Source organism: Streptomyces sp. NBC_00178, assembly GCF_036206005.1.
Taxonomy (GTDB): Bacteria; Actinomycetota; Actinomycetes; order Streptomycetales; family Streptomycetaceae; genus Streptomyces.
This window is the reverse complement of record NZ_CP108143.1, coordinates 4,023,004-4,043,113: the sequence shown is the minus strand read 5'-3', so window position 1 is coordinate 4,043,113 and position 20,110 is coordinate 4,023,004. Positions and strand designations below refer to the sequence as shown.

Below are 20,110 nucleotides of genomic sequence, written 5' to 3'. Positions count from 1 at the left end.
GCCGCACGAACCCCCTGGTCCTGAGCGCCCAGGACGGCGGCTCACCCCACCGGGTTGTGCCGGATCAGCGACTCGACCAGGCCGGACCGGGTCGCCGGGTAGTCCAGCGGAACGATGCCGAGACCGGTCCAGCCCGCCGTGGCGGAACCGTCGAGGAAGGACTGGACCTGCGGGTTGAGACGGTCGGAGTTCCAGCGCGGCGGCATGAGGGCCGCCGTGCTCACGTAGTTCATGAAGAGCTTCCCCGGCTGCTGCGCGGCCTTCCGGAACTGCGCCTCGATCTTCGGGTACTTGCCGAACGGCTCAGCCATGTAGTCGTCCTGGATGTCGAAGAGCGCCGGGTCCGCGTACCGGATTCCGGGCAGGCCGCCGTTGTCGGCCAGGACCACGACCTTGCCCCGGGCCGAACCGAGGTCCGGGAGCGCCGGGTCGAGGCGCAGGAGCGGGCGCCAGCCCTTGCCGTCGAGGTAGATGTCGAAGATCCGCCGGAACGCGTCGTCGCTCTCCGTCGAGTACTCCTGCTTGACGCGCATCAGCACGGTCTCGGAGGGGTGCGCGGCGAGGAAGGCCCGGCAGGCGCCGAGGACGTCGTCGAAGTTCAGGTGCTGGTAGTAGGCACCGTGATGGATCGCGTAGGCGTCGCCGCTGATCCGGCAGCGTACGTCGAGGAACCGGATGCCGCTGTCGAGCTGGGCGGCGACCGTGGTGTTCTGGCACTCCGTCCAAGGGCCGCCGTACCGGGCACCGGAGTTGTGGGTGCCCGGGATCGTCAGCCGCCGCAGCGGGGTGGCATCCGCGAAGGCTGCCATCCAGTCCTGCGTGCCGAGGACCCGGGCTGGGGCGGCGGACGCCGGTGCCCCGCCGAGCAGGATTCCGGCGGCGGCGGCGAGCGAGCCGGTGAGGAAGGTCCGGCGGGTGGAGGTGTACGGGGTCATGGGCAATGCCTCCGACGGCCGTGGTGGGGGGTGGCTCCGGGATTATGACGCGCACGCATCAAGAGCGGAACAGGGCATGCCCGTACGCGGCCGGAGTCCGGCCACCGGAAACGCCGGAGCGGGGCGGCAGGCCCGATCGGCCCGCCGCCCCGCTCCGCCCTGTCCCGCGTCCCGCGCCTACTGCACGACCGTGATCCGGTCCGTGGCGGGCGGGGCCAGCGGCGCGGAGGCCGTGGAGTGCGCCGCCAGGTAGGCGTTGAACAGGTCCAGGTCCGACGGGCCCACCAGCTTGTTCGTGCCCTGGCCGAGAGCCGCGAAGCCGTCGCCGCCGCCCGCGAGGAACTCGTTCATCGCGACGCGGTACGTCTTCGCCGGGTCGATCGCGACACCGTTCAGCAGGATCGACGAGGTGACCACGCGGTCGGCGCCGGCCTTCGTCATGTCCAGCGTGTAGGTGAGGCCCTTCGAGACCTGGAGGATCTTCGGGGACGCCGCGTTGGAGCCGCTGACCTGCTGCTGGAGGGCGGCGACGAGCTGCGCTCCGGTGAGGTCGACGACGTTCATCATGTTGGTGAACGGCTGGACGGTGAACGCCTCGCCGTACGTCACCACTCCGTCGCCCTCACCCGCCGAGGCCGCGTACACGAGGTCGGAGCGGATACCGCCCGGGTTCATGAACGCGACGACCGCGCCACCCTTGTCCGCGGGGGCCAGGCCCTCCAGCTGGGCGTCGGCGATCAGGTTGCCGAGCGGCTTCTCCGGGGCGGTGGAGCCGCGACCGTTGATGTCGGCGGAGATGAAGCCCTGGGGGCGGCTCGCGATCGGCGCGGCCAGCGTGTTCCAGCGGGCGATCAGCGCGGTCATGTCCGTGGCCTTGGCCTGGTCGCGGCTGACGATGTGGTTCGCCGACGACGGGGACTTCACCGACGTGCGGACGATGTCCTTGGTGCGGCGGTCGTAGGTGAGCGTCGTGTCCGTGTAGAGCTTGCCGAACGACGAGGCCGACGTGACCATGCGCGGCTTGCCGGAGGGGTCCGGGACCGTGCACACGTACGCCTGGTGGGTGTGGCCGGTGACCAGGGCGTCGACCTTGGACGTGATGCCCTTGGCGATGTCGACGATCGGTCCCGAGATGCCGTCACCGGCCCCGGGGCTGTCGCAGTCGTAGTTGTACGAGGAGGAGGCCGGGGCACCGCCCTCGTGGATCAGCGCCACGATCGACTTGACGCCCTGCCGGTCCAGTTCCTTGGCGTACCTGTTGACCGTCTCGATCTCGTCGTGGAACTTCAGGCCCTTGACGCCGTTCGCCGTGACGATGTTCGGCGTGCCCTCCAGGGTCACCCCGATGAAGCCGATCTTGACGCCGTTCTTCTTCCAGACCGTGTACGGCTTGAGGATCGGCTTGCCGGACTTCTCGCTCGTCACGTTGGCCGCGAGGTAGGGGAAGTCCGCGCCCTTGAACTTCTTGCCCTTCTCGTAGCAGCCCTCGACGGGGTGGCAGCCGCCGTTCTGCAGGCGCCCCAGCTCGGTCGCGCCCTCGTCGAACTCGTGGTTGCCGACGGCCGTCACGTCGAGGTCGAGCCCGTTGAGCGCCTCGATGGTGGGCTCGTCGTGGAAGAGACCCGACAGCAGCGGGCTCGCGCCGACCATGTCGCCGCCGGCCGCCGTGACGGAGTACGGGTGCCCCTTGCGCGCGGTGCGCAGCGAGGTCGCGAGGTACTCGACGCCACCGGCCGGGACCGACTTCACCGTGCCGTCGGCCTGCTTCTCGGCGACCGTCCCGGCCGAACCGGCGGGCGGCTCCAGGTTGCCGTGGAGGTCGTTGAAGGAGAGCAGCTGCACGTCGACGGTGCGGGGCTGGTGGTGACCGTGTCCGTGGCCGTGTCCGTGGCCCTGGGCACCGGCCGGCAGGGCGGCGACGAGTGCGCCCGCCGCGGCCAGTCCGGCCGCGGCGGAGAGCACCCGCCGGGAGGCACGGTTCTTCTGCGAAGTCGCTGACATCGTTCCCCTTGTGAGTTCAGCGGGAGGGTGGTGAGTGGCGGTGACACGCCTGGAATCCTGCTGCCGCAGCCTAGGGTCAACGCGCGTAGCGCGACAGGTGTAGGGGGTTACGAACTGGTTGCCGTGCGGTCGCAAGGGGGTCGATCACCCGCAGGGCGTACATATGCGGACAGGGAGGGCCCCGGGGCCCTCGGGCGACCCTGCGCCGCCGTGCCCCCGGACGCCGGTCCCGTCCCCGTACGCTCGTACCCATGACGACTGACGCACCCCTCCCCGCCCCCGGACGCGTGATCGAGACCCTCGACGTGCTCACCCCCGAGCAGGCCGACGCCGTCCTCGCCCTCCTCGGCGAGGCCGCCGCGACCGACGGGCGGCAGGCCGTCTCCGAGCAGGGGCGGCTGCAGCTGAGGGGCGGGCACCGCGAGGGTGTCCGGCACTTCCTGCTCGGGGTGGACGGCGAGTTGGCCGGATACGCGCAACTGGAGGACACCGACCCCGTGGAGGCACCGGCCGCGGAGCTGGTCGTGCACCCCTCCCACCGGGGCCGGGGACACGGCCGCGCCCTGGGATCCGCCCTCCTCGGCGCGACCGGCAAGCGGCTGCGGGTCTGGGCGCACGGCGGCAAGGCGGCCGCACGACACCTCGCCCAGGTCCTCGGCCTCTCGCTCTTCCGCGAACTGCGCCAGCTGCGGCGCCCGTTGGACTCCCTCGACATCGCCGAGCCGGCCCTCCCGCCGGGCGTCACCGTCCGGACCTTCGTGCCGGGCCGGGACGACACCGCCTGGCTCGCCGTGAACAGCGCCGCGTTCGCCCACCACCCCGAGCAGGGATCCCTCACCCAGCGGGACCTCGACGACCGCAAGGCCGAGTCCTGGTTCGACCCCGAGGGCTTCTTCCTGGCCGAGCGCGACGGCGAGATCATCGGCTTCCACTGGACGAAGGTGCACGTCGAGGAGGACCTCGGCGAGGTCTACGTCGTCGGCATCAGGCCGGACGCCCAGGGCGGCGGCCTCGGCAAGGCCCTCACCGCGATCGGCCTGCGCCACCTGGCCGCGCGGGGCCTGCCGACGGCGATGCTCTACGTCGACGCGGACAACCCGGCCGCGCTGTCGGTGTACGAGCGGATGGGCTTCGCCACGCACGAGGTCGACCTGATGTACCGCACGGAGTCCTGAGCAGCACCAACACCCTGAGGGGCGGCGTGACTTGACGTCGCCCCTCCCTTAGGCCACCCTTTCACTACTCAATTAGTGAAAGGGTGGTGCACATGGCAGAGTCCGCAGCGGTCGAGTTCCGTATCGACCGGCGCAGCGGCGTCGCCACCTACCTCCAGATCGTGCAGCAGACCAAGCAGGCACTCCGCCTCGGTGTGCTGGAGCCCGGTGACCGTCTGCCCACGGCCCGCGAAGTCGTCGAGGCCACGGCGATCAACCCGAACACGGTGCTCAAGGCCTACCGCGAACTGGAGCGCGAAGGACTCGTCGAGGCCCGCCGCGGCCTCGGCACCTTCGTCCGCCGCACCCTGGGCAGCGCGGCGGTCACGACCGATCCGCCGCTGCGCGCCGAGCTCGCCGAGTGGACCCGCAGGGCTCGCGCCGCGGGTCTGGACAAGGACGACGTGAGCGCACTCTTCACCGACGTACTGGACAGCACGTTCAAGGGAGACCCGCACTGATGACAGGCGCCGCGATCGAGGCGAACGGCCTCGGCATGACTTACGGGAGGCGGGGGCGACGGGCGCTGAGCGACTGCTCGTTCCGGCTCCCCGCCGGACGGATATGCGCCCTCGTCGGCCCCAACGGCGCAGGGAAGTCCACCCTGCTCTCCCTCACGGCCGGCCTGCTGCGGCCCACCCGGGGATCGGTGCGGGTGCTCGGTTCGACCCCCGCCGACGCGCGTCCGCGTATCGCGTACGTGGCCCAGGACAAGCCGCTGTTCCCGCAGCTCACCGTGGCCGGCACCCTGTGGGCCGGGGCCGAGCTCAACCCCGGCACCTGGGACCCGGCGACCGCCCGCCGGGTCGCCGACCCGCTCCCCCAGGACGCGAAGGTCCGCACACTGTCGGGCGGCCAGCGCACCCGGCTGGCCCTGGCCCTCGCCCTCGGCAAGAGGCCCGAACTCCTGCTGCTGGACGAGCCGATGGCCGACCTGGACCCGCTCGCCCGGCACCAGCTGATGGGCGTCCTGATGGCGGAGGCCGCCGAGCACGGCACCACCATCGTGATGTCGTCGCACATCCTCACCGAACTGGAGGGCGCCTGCGACTACCTCCTGCTCGTCGAGGGCGGCCGGGTCCGCCTCGGCGGCGAGAGCGAGGACATCGTGGCCGCGCACGCCGTGCTCACCGGCCAGGTCGGCGACCTCGCCCCGCACACGGTCGTCGAGTCGCGCACGACGGGCCGTCAGCTCACCGCACTCGTACGCAAGGAGGGCCCGGTGGACACCGCGGCCTGGGACGTCACGGAACCGTCCCTGGAGGAACTTCTGCTGGCCCACCTCCGCTCTCCGGAGGCCCCGCCCCTGCTCACCCCGAGCGCCGAGAACGCCGAGGCGGTGGCGGCGATATGAGCACCACCCTCACCCGGCCCCGCCCCTCACTGCGGGGGCCGGTGCGCGTCGTGGTGCGGCAGCACCGCACGACACTGTGGATCGGGGGCGGCCTCGCCCTGGCCGTGCTCCTCGCCCTGATCGCCGTCACCCTGCGGTCGTCGCACGTCACCCAGGTCTTCCTGACGAGCGGGTGTCCGATCGACGGAGGGGCGGGCCGGCACTGCAACCAGACAGCCCGCAACTACGCGGTCAGCATGTTCAGGTACGACAACACCTTCAACCTCATCGCCACGGTCCTGATGGCGATGCCGGCCCTCCTCAGCGGATTCGTCGCCGGCCCGATGATCGGCAGGGAGCTGGAGAGCGGCACGTTCAAATTGTCCTGGACCCAGTCGATGTCGCCCGCTCGCTGGCTCGCCGCGAAACTCGCCGTGCCCGCTGTGCTGCTCGTGACTGTGACCGCCGTGCTTTCAGCGGTGCTCCACTGGGTCCGGTCCCGCTTGACGGTCTCCTACACGTCCGAGTGGTCCACGCCCTACGTCTTCGCCACCACGGGCACGGTACCGATCGCCCACGTCCTGCTCGGCCTCTGTGCCGGGGCGCTCGTCGGACTCCTGGTCCGCCGCACGGTCCCCGCGCTGGCGCTCTCGGCCCTGGTCACCGTCGCCGCCGTCATCGCCCTGACCGCGCTGCGCCCCTTGCTGTGGCCTCCGAGGACTCTGGTGAGCGCGACAGACGAAACCGGTTCTCTGCCCCGGGGCTCCTGGATCACCGACACCGGACGCATCACCGACGACGGCGTACGGCACTCCGTCGAAGACTGCTGGGAGCAGGTCGCCGACCGGCCCGCCTGCCTCGCCGGGCGGGCGGTCACAGGCGAGTACGCCGACTACCACCCCGCCTCGCACTTCTGGCCGCTCCAGCTCGTCGAGACCGGCATCGCGCTGGCCCTCGCCGCCCTGGCCCTCGCGCTCGCCTTCCGCGTCCTGCGCCGCCGCAGCGGCTGAGAACCGGCAGCAGCCCCCTGTCCGCGCCCCGACGGGAGCCCGGACGGGGGGCTGACTCTCCGTGACCGACGACAGCACCGCAGCCACACCGCTTCCTGTACGTCATGTCGCCGTTACCGGCCATTCAGAAGAGCTTGCGACCCTCACGGGATGCAGCCAGCTCTGCCCACCCCCCGCAACGGGAACGACCCCGCGAAACGGACCGGCCCCCTTTCTTCCGCGATCTTTCTCGCCTCCGACGCGCCTGAGGAGCCGAACGCGCGGAAGAATAGGTCCATGAGCCAGCAGCCCAGCTCCGAGGTCCCGGTCCAGCCCGCCCAGCCGTCGGTGGGCTCCCTCGCCGCGCACCGGCCCCACGCCGTCGCCGGCGGGGTGCCCACAGGTCTGTCCACAGCCGCCGACCTGGATCCCGATCTGGACAACGACGCGGACGCCTACGAGCCCGAGGCGGACGGCGACGAACTGCCGCAGGGCCGGTTCCTGGACCGGGAGCGCAGTTGGCTCGCGTTCAACGAACGCGTCCTGGAACTGGCCGAGGACCCCGGCACACCGCTACTCGAACGGGCTAATTTCCTCGCCATCTTCGCGTCGAACCTGGACGAGTTCTTCATGGTCCGGGTGGCCGGTCTCAAGCGCCGTATCGCCACCGGCGTCGCGACCCGGTCCGCGTCCGGGCTGCAGCCCCGCGAGGTGCTCGACCTGATCTGGACCCGTTCGCGGGAACTCATGGCGCGGCACGCCGCCTGCTACCAGCAGGACATCGCCCCCGCCCTGTCCGACGAGGGCATCCAGCTGGTCCGCTGGCCCGACCTGACCGAGAAGGAACAGGCCCGCCTGTTCACCTTCTTCCGGCAGCGGGTCTTCCCGGTGCTGACCCCGCTGGCCGTCGACCCGGCCCACCCCTTCCCGTACATCTCGGGGCTCTCGCTCAACCTCGCCGTCGTCGTGCGCAACCCCGTGAGCGGGCACCGCCACTTCGCCCGGGTCAAGGTGCCGCCGCTGCTCACGCGCTTCCTGGAGGCGTCCCCGCAGCGTTACGTCCCGATAGAGGACATCATCGCGGCCCACCTCGAAGAGCTCTTCCCGGGCATGGAGGTCCTGGCCCACCACATGTTCCGGGTCACCAGGAACGAGGACCTGGAGGTCGAGGAGGACGACGCCGAGAACCTCCTCCAGGCGCTGGAGAAGGAGCTCATGCGGCGCCGCTTCGGCCCGCCGGTCCGCCTGGAGGTCGAGGAGTCCATCGACCCGTACGTCCTGGACCTGCTGGTGCGCGAGCTGAAGATCTCCGAGACCGAGCTCTACCCGCTGCCCGGCCCGCTCGACCTCACCGGCCTGTTCGGGATCGCCTCGCTGGACCGGCCCGAGCTGAAGTACCCCAAGTTCGTCGCCGGCACCCACCGCGACCTGGCCGAGGTCGAGTCGGCCTCCGCGCCCGACATCTTCGCCGCCCTCCGTGAACGCGACGTACTGCTGCACCACCCGTACGACTCCTTCTCCACCTCCGTCCAGGCCTTCCTGGAACAGGCGGCGGGCGACCCGGACGTCCTCGCGATCAAGCAGACCCTCTACCGGACGTCGGGCGACTCGCCGATAGTCGACGCCCTCATCGACGCCGCCGAGTCCGGGAAGCAGGTCCTCGTCCTCGTCGAGATCAAGGCACGCTTCGACGAGCAGGCCAACATCAAGTGGGCCCGCAAGCTGGAGGAGGCGGGCTGCCACGTCGTCTACGGCCTCGTCGGGCTCAAGACCCACTGCAAGCTCTCCCTGGTGGTCCGTCAGGAGGGAGACACGCTGCGCCGCTACTCCCACGTCGGCACCGGCAACTACCACCCCAAGACGGCCCGGCTGTACGAGGACCTCGGGCTCCTCACCGCCGACCCGCAGGTCGGGGCCGACCTCTCCGACCTCTTCAACCGGCTCTCCGGCTACTCCCGCCGCGAGACCTACCGCCGGCTGCTGGTGGCGCCGAAGTCCCTGCGCGACGGGCTGATCGCGCGGATCAACAAGGAGGCCGCCCACCACCGGGCGGGGCGGCCCGCCTACGTGCGCATCAAGGTCAACTCGATGGTCGACGAAGCGGTCATCGACGCCTGCTACCGGGCAGGGCAGGCCGGGGTTCCCGTCGACATCTGGGTGCGCGGCATCTGCGCGATCCGCCCCGGGGTCAGCGGCCTCTCCGAGAACGTCCGGGTCCGCTCGATACTGGGCCGCTTCCTCGAACACTCCCGGCTCTTCGCCTTCGGCAACGGCGGCGAGCCCGAAGTCTGGTTCGGCAGCGCCGACATGATGCACCGCAACCTCGACCGCCGGATCGAGGCACTGGTCCGCGTGACCGACCCCGCGCACCGAGCCGCGCTCAGCAGGCTCCTGGAAACCGGCATGTCCGACACCACGTCCTCCTGGCACCTGGGCCCCGACGGCAACTGGACCAGGCACTCCACGGACGCGGACGGCCAGCCCCTGCGGCATGTACAAGAGATGCTCATCGATGCCCGGAGGCGTAGGCGTGCGACGCCCTGACCACCCGACGACGACCCTCTCCGCCGGATCGGTCCTCGCGCCGTACCTGCGCGAACAGGCAGCCGGATTCCTGCGGGGCCTGCGCCTGCACCGCGAGCACAGCGCCCCGGCGGACGCGGGCACGCACGGCGCCGACGAGGCGGCCCGCGCACTGCGGCACGCCGCCCGCCGCATGAGCGCCACCCTGCACACCTTCCGGGGAGCGCTGGAACCCGCCTGGGCCGACCACCTCCGGGCGGAACTGGCCTGGCTCTCCGGCACCCTGGCCCGTGAGCACGCCTACGCCACCCGGCTCGGGCGGCTGCTGGACGCCCTGCACCAGCTCTCCGGCACCTCGCTGCCGGCCGCCAGGGCCTCGGGAGACGCGGACACCACGGAGGCCGCCAAGGAGCGGGCCGCCCTCGACGTCGGTGCCGCGCGGGCGGGCGCCCTCCTGGAACGCCGGCTGACCCTCGCCAGGACCCGCGCACACTCGGCGGCCCTCCAGGCCATCGGCTCCTCCCGCTTCCACGCGGTCGCCGACGGCGTCGCCCTGCTCGCCTCGGAGGTCCCCCTGTCGCCTGCGGCCGCCGAACCGGCCGCCGGGGTGCTGCACGACCCGGCCGGGCTGGCCGAGGAGCGGATGCTGGCGGCGGTCGCCGCCCTGCCGCCCGACGAGGCGGTGGAGCCGTACAACGAGGCCCACGACGCCCTCTGGCACCAGGCCCGGCTGCTGCTCCGGCTGCACCGGTACGCCCACGAGGTGCTGCGGGGCGCCCCCGACCCGGCGCTCACCGGGCCGGGGCACGCTCTCGAACTGCACCGGGACGCGGCGGAGGCGGCGGCGGCCGCGGCGGAGGCGGCGCGCACCCCGAGGATCGCCCCGGCGACCGCGTACGCCCTGGGCGTCCTGCACGCCGACCAGCGGCACGAGGTGGCGGCCGCGCGTGCGGTGTTCCGCGAGGCCTGGCCCCGCGCGACGGCCGTGACCGCGCGATGAGCGGCCCGGTGCTCGCGGCGGGCTGCGTGCTGTGGCGCCGGGCGCCCGAGGGCGGTACGGAGATCTGCCTCGTCCACCGCCCGCGGTACGACGACTGGTCGTTCCCCAAGGGCAAGCTCAAGCGCGGCGAGACGGCGCTGGAGGGCGCCCTGCGGGAGGTACAGGAGGAGACGGGCCACCGGTGCGAGCCGGGCGCCGCCCTGCCCACGGCCGTCTACGTGGCCAACGGACGGCCGAAGGAGGTCAGTTACTGGGCGGCGGAGGCGGCCGACGGCACCTTCGTGCCCAACGACGAGGTGGACCGGCTGGCCTGGCTTCCTCCCGGTTCCGCCCGCGCGCTCCTGACCCGGCCCGGCGACCGCGTCCAGCTGGACGCGTTCATGGGGACGCTCAGGCCCGGCACCTGACGGACGGAGAAGCCGACTCCGGTTCCTCCGCCACGCGTCCGCGCACCGCCCCAATACTCATACCGGTATAGTATGGCCGGTATAGTTATTGGAACGCGCGCGAAGGGCCCCCATGATCGAGATCCTGAACCCCACCCTGCTGGCCAGGGCCGGAGACACGGGCGCCCTGGTCGCCGACATCCTGCAGACGTTGAGGGACCGCAGCACGGTCGGCACGAACCTCCTGGACATCGACCGCTGGACCAAGGCCATGATCGACGAGGCCGGGGCCGAGTCCTGCTACGTCGACTACGCCCCCTCCTTCGGCCGCGGTCCGTTCGGCCACCACATCTGCACGGCCGTCAACGACGCCGTCCTCCACGGGCGGCCGCACGACTACGCACTGCGCGACGGCGACCTGCTGACACTCGACCTGGCCGTCTCCCTGCGCGGGATCGCGGCGGACGCCGCCATCAGCTTCATCGTCGGCGGCACACGCGACCCGGAGAGCCTCGCCATGATCGACGCGACCGAACGCGCACTGGCCGCGGGCATCGCCGCCGCCGGACCCGGGGCCCGCATCGGGGACATCTCGCACGCGATCGGCACGGTCCTCGGCGAGGCCGGATACCGGGTCAACACCCAGTTCGGAGGGCACGGCATCGGGTCGACGATGCACCAGGACCCGCACGTCCCCAACACCGGCCGCGCGGGCCGCGGATACACGCTCCGCCCCGGACTGCTGCTGGCACTGGAGCCGTGGGTCATGGCGGACACGGCCGAACTCGTCACCGACGCCGACGGATGGACACTCCGGAGTGCGACGGGCTGCCGGACGGCACACACCGAGCACACGATCGCCATCACCGACGACGGAGCCGACATCCTCACCCTGCCGCGGCACGCGCACCCCTGAGGCCGGAACCACCCCGGCCCGCGCCCGGCCCCCGCACGAGCAGGCGGGCCGGCGGGCCGGCGGGCCGGGGGCGCCTCTCTGCCGGGCGACCGGCAGAACGTCGGCTGCCACTCCGCGGGCGCCGACACCGTCACCTGCCACGGCACCGTCCCCGTCGAGCCGCCGGAAGTCCTGCCGCGCAACCGTCCGGCCGACGACGGGAACGTCGCGGTCGACGCCGCCTCCAGCACGGTCACCCAGTACTCCCCCAGTACTCGACCGTCCAGGCCGAGCGCGAGGCGAAGCCGCAGGCCTCGGTCGTGACCACGTCCGAGGCCGGAAAGTACAGGCTGCGCGGCATCCCGACCCGCGCCGACCGGGAGTCCTGGGAGTCCGGCGCGAACCAGGACTTCGCCGGCCGGGACGTGACGCTGCCGCAGTCACGGGACCCCGCCGCCTCCGGGCGGCGGGGTCCCGTGCGTTCGGCCCCGCCCCGCCGGACCTGACCCCGCCGGACCCGTACCCCGCTCGCCCCGCTCCGCCCGAACCGACCGCGCACAACCGCGGCTCCGCCGCCCCGCAGGCACGCCGTGACGCCCCCGGCCACCGGCGCCGCGCCGCGGAACCAGCCCGCCCCGCACGGTTCACCTGCCGTTCACTCTGCCCCGTAGGGCGCTTCACCTGTTCTGCCTAATTTCGGACGTACACGGTGCACGGCGACAAGCCGGCGCACCACTCCTCATCGCACGCCGCCTCGCACCACACAGCCGCGGCGGCTCCTGGAAGGAACACCCCGAAAGTGAAGCTTCAGCGCAAGAACCGGCTTCGTGCCACCGCGCTCGGTGCCCTCGCCGTCTCCAGCGCCCTGGTCCTCACGGCGTGCGGTTCGGACGACAACAGCGGCGCCGACACTGGCAGCGGCGCCACGAAGACCACCGCCGCCGCGTCGGACATCAAGTGCGACGGCGCCCAGGGCCAGCTGCGCGCCTCCGGGTCCAGCGCCCAGAAGAACGCGATGGACCTCTGGGTCAAGAACTACATGGCCGCCTGCTCCGGCGCCGAGGTCAACTACAACTCCTCGTCCTCCGGTGAGGGCATCGTCGCGTTCAACCAGGGCACCGTCGGCTTCGCCGGCTCCGACTCGGCGCTGAAGCCCGAAGAGGTCGCCGAGTCGAAGAAGATCTGCAAGACCGGCCAGGGCATCAACCTCCCGATGGTCGGCGGCCCGATCGCGATCGGCTTCCACCTGGAGGGTGTCGACAGCCTCACGCTGGACGCCCCCACGCTCGCCAAGATCTTCGACACGAAGATCAAGAAGTGGAACGACCCGGCGATCGCCAAGCTCAACACCGGCGTCAAGCTCCCGGACACGGCCATCCAGCCCTTCCACCGCTCCGAGGACTCCGGCACCACGCAGAACCTCGGCAAGTACCTGAACGCCGCGGCGTCGAGCGACTGGAAGTACGAGGCCGAGAAGAAGTGGCCGGCCCCCGGTGGCCAGGCCGCGTCCGGCTCCGCGGGCGTCGCCGCCCAGGTCAAGCAGGTCAACGGCTCCATCGGTTACTTCGAGCTGTCCTACGCCTCCTCCCAGCAGATCTCCACGGTCGACATCAACACCGGCGGTTCCGCCCCGGTGAAGGCCACCTCGGAGAACGCCTCCAAGGCCATCGCCGCCGCCAAGATCAAGGGCACCGGCAAGGACCTGGCGCTCGACCTCGACTACACCACCAAGGCCGAGGGCGCGTACCCGATCGTCCTGGTGACCTACGAGGTCGTCTGCGACACCGGCAACAAGGCCGACACCCTCGGCTCGGTCAAGTCCTTCCTGACCTACACCTCCTCCGAGGAGGGCCAGAAGGTCCTCGTCGACGCCGGCTACGCCCCGATCCCCGAGGCGATCAACGCCAAGGTCCGCGAGACGGTCGCCGCCCTCTCGTAACCCGCTCCACGTACGACACGCACGCACAGGCGAGCCGGTCCGGCGCACCCCTCCGGACCGGCCCACGCCACCGACCCCATCCGGTGCACCGCCGCCAGGGGAGCTCGCCGCTCCCCCACACAGACCGGAAAGACCATGGCTTCCACCACACCGCTCGACCACCCGCCGGCTCAGCCGGCCACGCGCGGCCGCCCCAAGTCCACCGGGCGCGCCGGCGACAAGATCTTCCTGGGCCTCTCACGGGGCTCCGGCATCCTGCTGCTCGTGATCATGGCGTCGATCGCCCTGTTCCTCAGCTACCGCGCCGTCATCGCCGTCTCGAAGGACGAGGGGAACTTCCTCACCACCTTCGACTGGAACCCCGCCGGTGACCCGCCGGTCTTCGGCATCGCGGTCCTCCTCTTCGGCACGGTCGTCAGCTCGATCATCGCGATGCTCATCGCGGTTCCGATCGCTGTCGGCATCGCCCTGTTCATCTCGCACTACGCGCCGCGCAGGCTGGCCGCCCCGATCGCCTACGTGATCGACCTGCTCGCCGCGGTGCCCAGCATCGTCTACGGCATCTGGGGCGCCCTGGTCCTCGTGCCGTACATGGAGGGCCTGAACCTCTGGCTCGACCAGTTCTTCGGCTGGACCTACCTCTTCGAGAAGACCGAGGTGGGCGTCGCCCGCTCGCTCTTCACCGTCGGCGTCCTGCTCGCGATCATGATCCTGCCGATCGTGACCAGCGTCAGCCGCGAGGTCTTCCTCCAGGTCCCGAAGATGAACGAGGAAGCGGCGCTCGCCCTCGGGGCCACCCGCTGGGAGGTCATCCGGCTCTCGGTCCTGCCCTTCGGCCGCTCCGGAATCATCTCCGCGTCGATGCTGGGCCTCGGCCGGGCGCTCGGCGAGACGATGGCCGTCGCCACGGTCCTCTCCCCGAGCTTCCTCATCTCGCTGCACGTGCTCAATCCCGGCGGCGGGACGTTCGCGCAGAACATCGCCGCCAAGTTCGGCGAGGCCAACGAGTTCGGGCGCGACGCCCTGATCGCCTCGGGCCTCGTCCTCTTCGTCCTCACCCTGCTGGTCAACGGCGCGGCCCGGCTCATCATCGCCCGCCGCAAGGAGTACTCGGGGGCCAACGCATGAGCCACGCCACCACCACCGACGTCCAGGACGACCGTCCGCGGACCTCGCCGGAACGCCGGAAGGCCGGCCTCAGCAGCCGCAGCCTCCCCCGCTGGTCCCCGCTCGGCTTCGCCGCCGTCTCGGTGGCGCTCGGCATCGGCGTGAGCGTCGCCGCCGGCTGGGAGAGCCGCGTCCAGTGGGGCCTGATCTCCGCGCTGCTGTTCCTCACCATCTCGTACGTCGCCACGACCGTGGTCGAGAACCAGCGCCAGGCCAAGGACCGCCTCGCCACCAGCGTCGTCTGGGTGTGCTTCCTCGTCGCGATCGTCCCGCTCGCCTCGCTGCTCTGGACCACCGTCAGCCGCGGCTCCGAGCGCCTCGACCTGTACTTCCTCACCCACTCCATGGCCGGGGTCCTCGGCTCGGAGAACAGCGGCGGCGTCTACCACGCGCTGATCGGCACCCTGGAGCAGGTCGGCATCGCCACGGTGATCTCCGCCCCGCTCGGACTGCTGACCGCGGTCTACCTGGTCGAGTACGGCAAGGGCGGGCTGGCCAAGGCCGTCACGTTCTTCGTCGACGTGATGACCGGAATCCCGTCGATCGTCGCCGGTCTCTTCATCCTGTCGATCATGCTGATCGCCGACATCGAGCCGTCCGGCCTGATGGGCGCGCTCGCCCTGTCCATCCTGATGATCCCCGTCGTGGTCCGCTCCACGGAGGAGATGCTCAAGCTCGTCCCGAACGAGCTCCGCGAGGCCTCGCTCGCCCTGGGCATCCCCAAGTGGCGCACCATCCTGAAGGTGGTCCTGCCCACCGCGATCGGCGGCATCACGACGGGCGTCATGCTCGCCATCGCGCGTATCGCGGGAGAGACGGCACCGATCATCCTTCTGGTCTTCGGCAGCCAGCTGATCAACACGAACCCCTTCGAAGGCGCCCAGTCCTCGCTGCCCTTCTACATCTACGAGCAGTACAAGGTCGGCGAGGCCGCGTCCTACGACCGCGCCTGGGCAGCGGCCCTGGTGCTGATCGCCTTCGTCATGATCCTCAATCTGGTGGCCCGCGGCATCGCCCGCTGGAAGGCCCCGAAGTCCGGCCGCTGAGGCCACGCAGAAAGCAGCTGATTCACATGGCCAAGCGCATCGACATCGGCGGCCTCACCGCCTACTACGGATCCCACAAGGCCATCGAGGACATCTCGATGACCGTGGAACCCCGCTCCGTGACCGCCTTCATCGGCCCGTCCGGCTGCGGCAAGTCCACGTTCCTGCGCACCCTGAACCGCATGCACGAGGTCACCCCCGGTGGCCGTGTCGAGGGCAAGGTGCTGCTCGACGACGAGAACCTCTACGGCCCCGGCGTCGACCCCGTCGCCGTACGCCGCACGGTCGGCATGGTCTTCCAGCGCCCGAACCCCTTCCCGACCATGTCGATCTTCGACAACGTCGCGGCGGGCCTGCGCCTCAACGGCTCGTACCGCAAGAGCCAGCTGTCGGACATCGTCGAGAAGTCCCTCAAGGGCGCCAACCTGTGGAACGAGGTCAAGGACCGCCTGAACAAGCCGGGCTCCGGCCTCTCCGGCGGCCAGCAGCAGCGCCTGTGCATCGCCCGCGCGATCGCGGTCGAGCCGGACGTGCTGCTGATGGACGAGCCGTGCTCGGCGCTCGACCCGATCTCGACCCTCGCCATCGAGGACCTGATCGGTGAGCTGAAGGAGCGCTTCACGATCGTCATCGTGACGCACAACATGCAGCAGGCGGCGCGCGTCTCGGACCGCACGGCGTTCTTCAACCTCTCGGCGGTGGGCAAGCCCGGCCGCCTCATCGAGATCGACGACACGGAGCGGATCTTCTCCAACCCGTCCGTCCAGGCCACCGAGGACTACATCTCCGGCCGCTTCGGATAACCACAGACGGCCTTGGGGTGCTGCATGGCGGTGCCACCGCAAGGCGAAGGGTCCGCCCCCGCTCTCCTGTGGAGAGCGGGGGCGGACCCTTTTCACGTCCTCGTGGAACCGCCGGGTCTCACCCCGCGGCGCCTGCTCCGGTCATCCGGAGCACAGGGCGACCGGCTCCGGTCACCCGAAGCACAGGAAGACGATCCCGTAGCTCGCCGCGGCGACCAGCGCGGCGGCCGGCATCGTGATGAACCAGCCCAGGATGATGTTCTTGGCCACGCCCCAGCGGACCGCGTTCACCCGCTTCGTCGCACCGACACCCATGATCGCCGAGGTGATCACGTGGGTCGTGGAGATGGGCGCGTGGAACAGGAAGGCGGAACCGAACATGATCGACGCGCCGGTCGTCTCGGCGGCGAAGCCCTGCGGCGGGTCGAGCTCGATGATCTTGCGGCCGAGGGTGCGCATGATGCGCCAGCCGCCCGCGTACGTACCGAGGGAGAGCATCGCCGCACAGGCGAACTTCACCCAGATCGGGATCTCGTCGTTCGGACCCTCGACGTCGGCGATGACCAGGGCCAGCACCACGATGCCCATGGTCTTCTGCGCGTCCTGCAGTCCGTGCCCGAGCGCCATGCCGGCGGCCGAGACGGTCTGGGCTATGCGGAAGCCGCGCTTGGCCTTGTGCGGGTTGGCCTTCCGGAACATCCACAGGATGGCGACCATCACCAGGTAGCCGGCCACGAGGCCGATGACCGGGGAGACGAACATCGGGATGACGATCTTCTCCACCACCCCGGACCAGATCACGTCGGTGCCCCCGGCGAGCGCCGCCCCGACCATGCCGCCGAACAGGGCGTGCGAGGAGGAGGAGGGCAGGCCGAAGTACCAGGTGATGAGGTTCCAGATGATCGCGCCGACCAGCGCGCAGAAGAGGATGCCCATCCCCTTCTGGCCCTGAGGGGTGGCGATGATGCCTTCACTGACGGTCTTGGCGACCCCCTGGCCCAGGAAGGCGCCTGCGAGGTTCATCACAGCCGCCATCGCCAGAGCCGCACGCGGGGTCAGCGCCCGGGTGGAGACCGAGGTGGCGATGGCGTTCGCCGAGTCGTGGAAGCCGTTCGTATACGTGAAGCCGAGCGCGACCCCGATGGTCACGACCAGCGCAAAGGTGTCCACGAGGTTCAGGACTCCTTGACCGCGATGGTCTCCACGGTGTTGGCGACGTGTTCGAACGCGTCAGCCGCCTCTTCCAGCACGTCCACGATCTGCTTGAGCTTCAGCACGTCCATGGCGTCGTACTTGCCGTTGAACAGCTGGGCCAGCAGCTTGCGGTGGATCTGGTCGGCCTGGTTCTCCAGGCGGTTGACCTCGATCCAGTACTCGGTGAGGTTGTCCATGGTCCGCAGACTCGGCATGGCCTCGGCGGTGAGTTCCGCCGCCCTGGCCAGGACCTCGATCTGCTGCTCGACACCCTTCGGGAGCTCGTCGATCTGGTACAGGACGACCAGGTCGACGGCCTCCTCCATGAAGTCCATGATGTCGTCGAGCGACGACGCGAGGTTGTAGATGTCCTCGCGGTCGAACGGCGTGATGAAGGAGGAGTTCAGCTGGTGGAAGATCGCGTGGGTCGCGTCGTCCCCCGCGTGCTCCGCTGCCCGCATACGCTCCGCGATCTCGACTCGGGAGGCAGAATCCGCCCCGAGCAGTTCCATCAGGAGTTTCGAGCCCGTGACGATGTTGTCCGCGGATGCGGAAAACATGTCGTAGAAGCTCGTCTCCCTGGGGGTCAGACGAAAGCGCACGTGGGGTCCTCGGGGTGCTTTGGATTCGGTCAGGCTGATGCTAGGCGCATCATCCGGCCACGGCTAACCGGCGTTCCTCAGTGTCGCGCATCAGGCACAGTGATCAGCACGGACCCCCGGTCACGTTTCGGCAGGATTCGTTACCATATACCCACCAGGGGTATGCAGACGGCGCAGAACGGCACGGACCCCGCGGGGCACGAGGACAACGGGAGGACCCCATGACCACCACCGAGGCCGCTGACGCAGCCGGTTCCGACGCGGTCGTCACCGACCACGACCGCGGTATCCACGGGTACCACCACCAGAAGGAGGAGCACCTCAAGCGCCTCCGCCGCATCGAGGGGCAGATCCGCGGACTCCAGCGGATGGTGGACGAGGACGTCTACTGCATCGACATACTCACCCAGGTGTCGGCCTCCACCAAGGCCCTGCAGTCCTTCGCGCTCCAGCTCCTCGAGGAGCACCTGCGCCACTGCGTCGCCGACGCCGCCGTCAAGGGAGGCGACGAGATCGACGCGAAGGTCGAGGAGGCCACGAAGGCGATCGCCCGCCTGCTGCGCACATGAGGGCGGCCGGGCACGTCATCCCCGGTGGCGGCCCTGCCGGGGGATGGCGGGCGGCTGCTCGGCCGGCCCGCGACCGGCCCTGACGTCGAGCACCTCGTCGGGCCCGCGACCGGCCCCGACCTTGAGCACCTCGTCGATCCGGTCGGCACTGAGCCGGTCCTCCAGCGCGTCCGAGGCCGCGATCATGAGCTCACCGCACAGTTCGATCTCGGCGAGGGCCACATGGTCCTGAGCGTTCGGAGCGCTGAGCGTCACCACCTGCGTCACCTCTCTCTGCCGTCGCCGGCTCCGGCGCACCGACTGCCCGAGGGCCGCCCCGTCATCCCCGGCGGGCGCGCGACGACAGCCACGACACCTCGCCGCGTTGCCGCGACGCCCGAATACAACCAGTGTGCGAACGTCCCTCAGCCGTGCGGCGCACCGCATCCGACGCCGTGCGCCGATCCGCCACGGGTCACGGGACATCCCTCAGCGTAGGGACCGGAGCACGCACCGCGCATGGCACGGACGGACCATTTCGGCCCCCTCCCTACGGCGCTTCCGGGCCACTGCGCCCCTGCTGGACCCGTCCCGTGTAGAGATCCGCTTCCGGGGGCAGCTCCACGGAGGCCGGCGCCCCGAAGCCGTAGAGCAGCGTCGTCGACACCACCGCCACCGCGGGCCCCTCGGTCGCGAACGTGAAGTGATGACGCACCTTCCGCAGCAGACCCTCGTCGTCCAGATAGGCGTCGAACGGCACCGTGTCCGTGCTGAACCCTTTCGCCGCGGCACTCAGCGCACCGCGCGACTCCCGCGAGGCCGCCCCGGCCGCCCTCCCGATGTCCGCCGTGCCCCGGTAGTGCCTGACCTGGACCCCGGCCAGCTCGGTGCGCCCCACGTACGTCACGTCCGCCGCGCCCCGCAGCAGCTCGGCCGCGGCCATCGGGTCGGTCACCCCACCGGTGACGAGGTTGCCGTCCTCCAGGGCCGTCGTGTCGATCCGCACCCACTTGTCGTCCGGGACCCCGGCGCCACGGTTCTTCATGTACAGCGCCCCGGGGGCCAGCAGCTCCGTGATCGGCCGGTGCCCGTCCGCCCCGGCCGCGTCCTTCGGCAGGACCACCTTGATCCGCCCCAGTCGACCGCGGAAGTCGTACGCACCCTCGCCCCGGATCGTCACCCTCGTCCCGCCGGCCGCCGTCTCCATCGACGTACGCGTCTCGGCGCTGCCCGCGCGGACCAGCTCGTCGGCCGCCCCCCGCACCGCGTCGGCCGGGCTCCCGGCGGGGCCCTCCCGGGTCACGGCCCGTTCCCCGGCGCCCTCCCCGCCGCCGTCACCGGAGCACCCGGTGGCCACCGTCATCACGCCGGCGACGGCCAGGGCGCACACAGCCAGTGCCCCGCCTCCGCATCTCTGCTGCCGCACCACCATCGCCTGCCAACCCCCAACGACGTCCACCCGACCCGGTTCCCGCCCGCTTCGCCTAACGACGGTCGGCGCGCCCCGTCACGCCGCGAGGGCTCCGCCGCAAGCC

General features: G+C 70.8%; 20 protein-coding genes. 14 read left to right on the top strand and 6 right to left on the bottom strand.

Annotated elements, in window-relative coordinates; genetic code table 11:
- Nucleotides 1-41: 41 nt before the first annotated feature.
- Both OHT61_RS17510 and OHT61_RS17505 read right to left on the bottom strand, forming a co-directional pair.
- Nucleotides 42-935, bottom strand: coding sequence for a phosphatidylinositol-specific phospholipase C (locus tag OHT61_RS17510; protein ID WP_329039509.1), 894 nt, complete (start codon nt 933-935; stop codon nt 42-44).
- A gap of 177 nt (nt 936-1,112) precedes the next feature.
- On the bottom strand, nt 1,113-2,936 hold the full coding sequence (locus OHT61_RS17505) for a bifunctional metallophosphatase/5'-nucleotidase (protein ID WP_329039508.1): 1,824 nt from the start codon (nt 2,934-2,936) through the stop codon (nt 1,113-1,115).
- 251 nt (nt 2,937-3,187) lie between these two features.
- On the opposite strand from OHT61_RS17505, the gene mshD reads away from it, so the two are divergent.
- The 13 genes from mshD (at nt 3,188) to pstB (ending at nt 16,231) form a co-directional block, all read left to right on the top strand.
- A complete protein-coding gene (gene mshD, locus OHT61_RS17500; RefSeq protein WP_329039507.1) occupies nt 3,188-4,111 on the top strand; it encodes a mycothiol synthase in 924 nt (307 codons plus the stop codon).
- 92 nt (nt 4,112-4,203) lie between these two features.
- Nucleotides 4,204-4,611, top strand: a complete 408-nt coding sequence (locus OHT61_RS17495) for a GntR family transcriptional regulator (protein ID WP_329039506.1) — start codon at nt 4,204-4,206, stop codon at nt 4,609-4,611.
- On the top strand, nt 4,611-5,504 hold the full coding sequence (locus OHT61_RS17490) for an ABC transporter ATP-binding protein (protein ID WP_329039504.1): 894 nt from the start codon (nt 4,611-4,613) through the stop codon (nt 5,502-5,504). The genes OHT61_RS17495 and OHT61_RS17490 overlap by 1 nt, the downstream gene beginning before the upstream one ends.
- Nucleotides 5,501-6,493, top strand: a complete 993-nt coding sequence (locus tag OHT61_RS17485) for a hypothetical protein (protein ID WP_329039502.1) — start codon at nt 5,501-5,503, stop codon at nt 6,491-6,493. The genes OHT61_RS17490 and OHT61_RS17485 overlap by 4 nt, the downstream gene beginning before the upstream one ends.
- A 276-nt stretch (nt 6,494-6,769) precedes the next feature.
- Nucleotides 6,770-9,016 carry an RNA degradosome polyphosphate kinase gene (locus tag OHT61_RS17480; RefSeq protein WP_329039500.1) on the top strand — a complete coding sequence of 749 codons (2,247 nt, stop codon included), beginning with the start codon at nt 6,770-6,772 and terminating at the stop codon, nt 9,014-9,016.
- Complete coding sequence (locus OHT61_RS17475; RefSeq protein WP_329039498.1) at nt 9,003-9,995, top strand: CHAD domain-containing protein; 993 nt, start codon at nt 9,003-9,005, stop codon at nt 9,993-9,995. Before OHT61_RS17480 ends, OHT61_RS17475 begins: the two co-directional genes overlap by 14 nt.
- Complete coding sequence (locus tag OHT61_RS17470) at nt 9,992-10,402, top strand: NUDIX hydrolase (RefSeq protein ID WP_329039496.1); 411 nt, start codon at nt 9,992-9,994, stop codon at nt 10,400-10,402. Before OHT61_RS17475 ends, OHT61_RS17470 begins: the two co-directional genes overlap by 4 nt.
- A gap of 112 nt (nt 10,403-10,514) precedes the next feature.
- On the top strand, nt 10,515-11,297 hold the full coding sequence (gene map, locus OHT61_RS17465) for a type I methionyl aminopeptidase (protein WP_329039494.1): 783 nt from the start codon (nt 10,515-10,517) through the stop codon (nt 11,295-11,297).
- Nucleotides 11,298-11,596: 299 nt separating this feature from the next.
- Entirely contained in the window at nt 11,597-11,782 is a 186-nt protein-coding gene (locus tag OHT61_RS17460; RefSeq protein ID WP_329039493.1) for a hypothetical protein, read from the top strand.
- A gap of 293 nt (nt 11,783-12,075) precedes the next feature.
- Entirely contained in the window at nt 12,076-13,215 is a 1,140-nt protein-coding gene (gene pstS / locus OHT61_RS17455; RefSeq protein WP_329039492.1) for a phosphate ABC transporter substrate-binding protein PstS, read from the top strand.
- A 135-nt stretch (nt 13,216-13,350) separates the two neighbouring features.
- Nucleotides 13,351-14,343, top strand: a complete 993-nt coding sequence (pstC, locus tag OHT61_RS17450; protein WP_329039489.1) for a phosphate ABC transporter permease subunit PstC — start codon at nt 13,351-13,353, stop codon at nt 14,341-14,343.
- Entirely contained in the window at nt 14,340-15,428 is a 1,089-nt protein-coding gene (pstA, locus tag OHT61_RS17445; protein WP_329039486.1) for a phosphate ABC transporter permease PstA, read from the top strand. Before pstC ends, pstA begins: the two co-directional genes overlap by 4 nt.
- 26 nt (nt 15,429-15,454) lie before the next feature.
- Entirely contained in the window at nt 15,455-16,231 is a 777-nt protein-coding gene (gene pstB, locus OHT61_RS17440; protein WP_329039484.1) for a phosphate ABC transporter ATP-binding protein PstB, read from the top strand.
- Between the two features lie 171 nt (nt 16,232-16,402).
- Here the strand turns inward: pstB and OHT61_RS17435 are convergent, their stop codons facing one another.
- Entirely contained in the window at nt 16,403-17,401 is a 999-nt protein-coding gene (locus OHT61_RS17435) for an inorganic phosphate transporter (RefSeq protein ID WP_329039481.1), read from the bottom strand.
- 5 nt (nt 17,402-17,406) lie between these two features.
- A complete protein-coding gene (locus tag OHT61_RS17430; protein WP_104787723.1) occupies nt 17,407-18,027 on the bottom strand; it encodes a DUF47 domain-containing protein in 621 nt (206 codons plus the stop codon).
- A gap of 221 nt (nt 18,028-18,248) precedes the next feature.
- Here OHT61_RS17430 and OHT61_RS17425 point away from each other — a divergent pair, with 221 nt between their 5' ends.
- The gene (locus tag OHT61_RS17425; protein ID WP_329039477.1) at nt 18,249-18,596 is read left to right on the top strand and encodes a metal-sensitive transcriptional regulator; all 348 of its coding nucleotides are present in this window, start codon (nt 18,249-18,251) and stop codon (nt 18,594-18,596) included.
- 15 nt (nt 18,597-18,611) lie between these two features.
- Here the strand turns inward: OHT61_RS17425 and OHT61_RS17420 are convergent, their stop codons facing one another.
- Both OHT61_RS17420 and OHT61_RS17415 read right to left on the bottom strand, forming a co-directional pair.
- On the bottom strand, nt 18,612-18,854 hold the full coding sequence (locus OHT61_RS17420) for a hypothetical protein (protein ID WP_443049466.1): 243 nt from the start codon (nt 18,852-18,854) through the stop codon (nt 18,612-18,614).
- Nucleotides 18,855-19,125: 271 nt separating this feature from the next.
- Nucleotides 19,126-20,007 (bottom strand): hypothetical protein, encoded by an 882-nt coding sequence (locus OHT61_RS17415; RefSeq protein ID WP_329043302.1) that lies wholly within the window; start codon nt 20,005-20,007, stop codon nt 19,126-19,128.
- Nucleotides 20,008-20,110 lie beyond the last annotated feature (103 nt).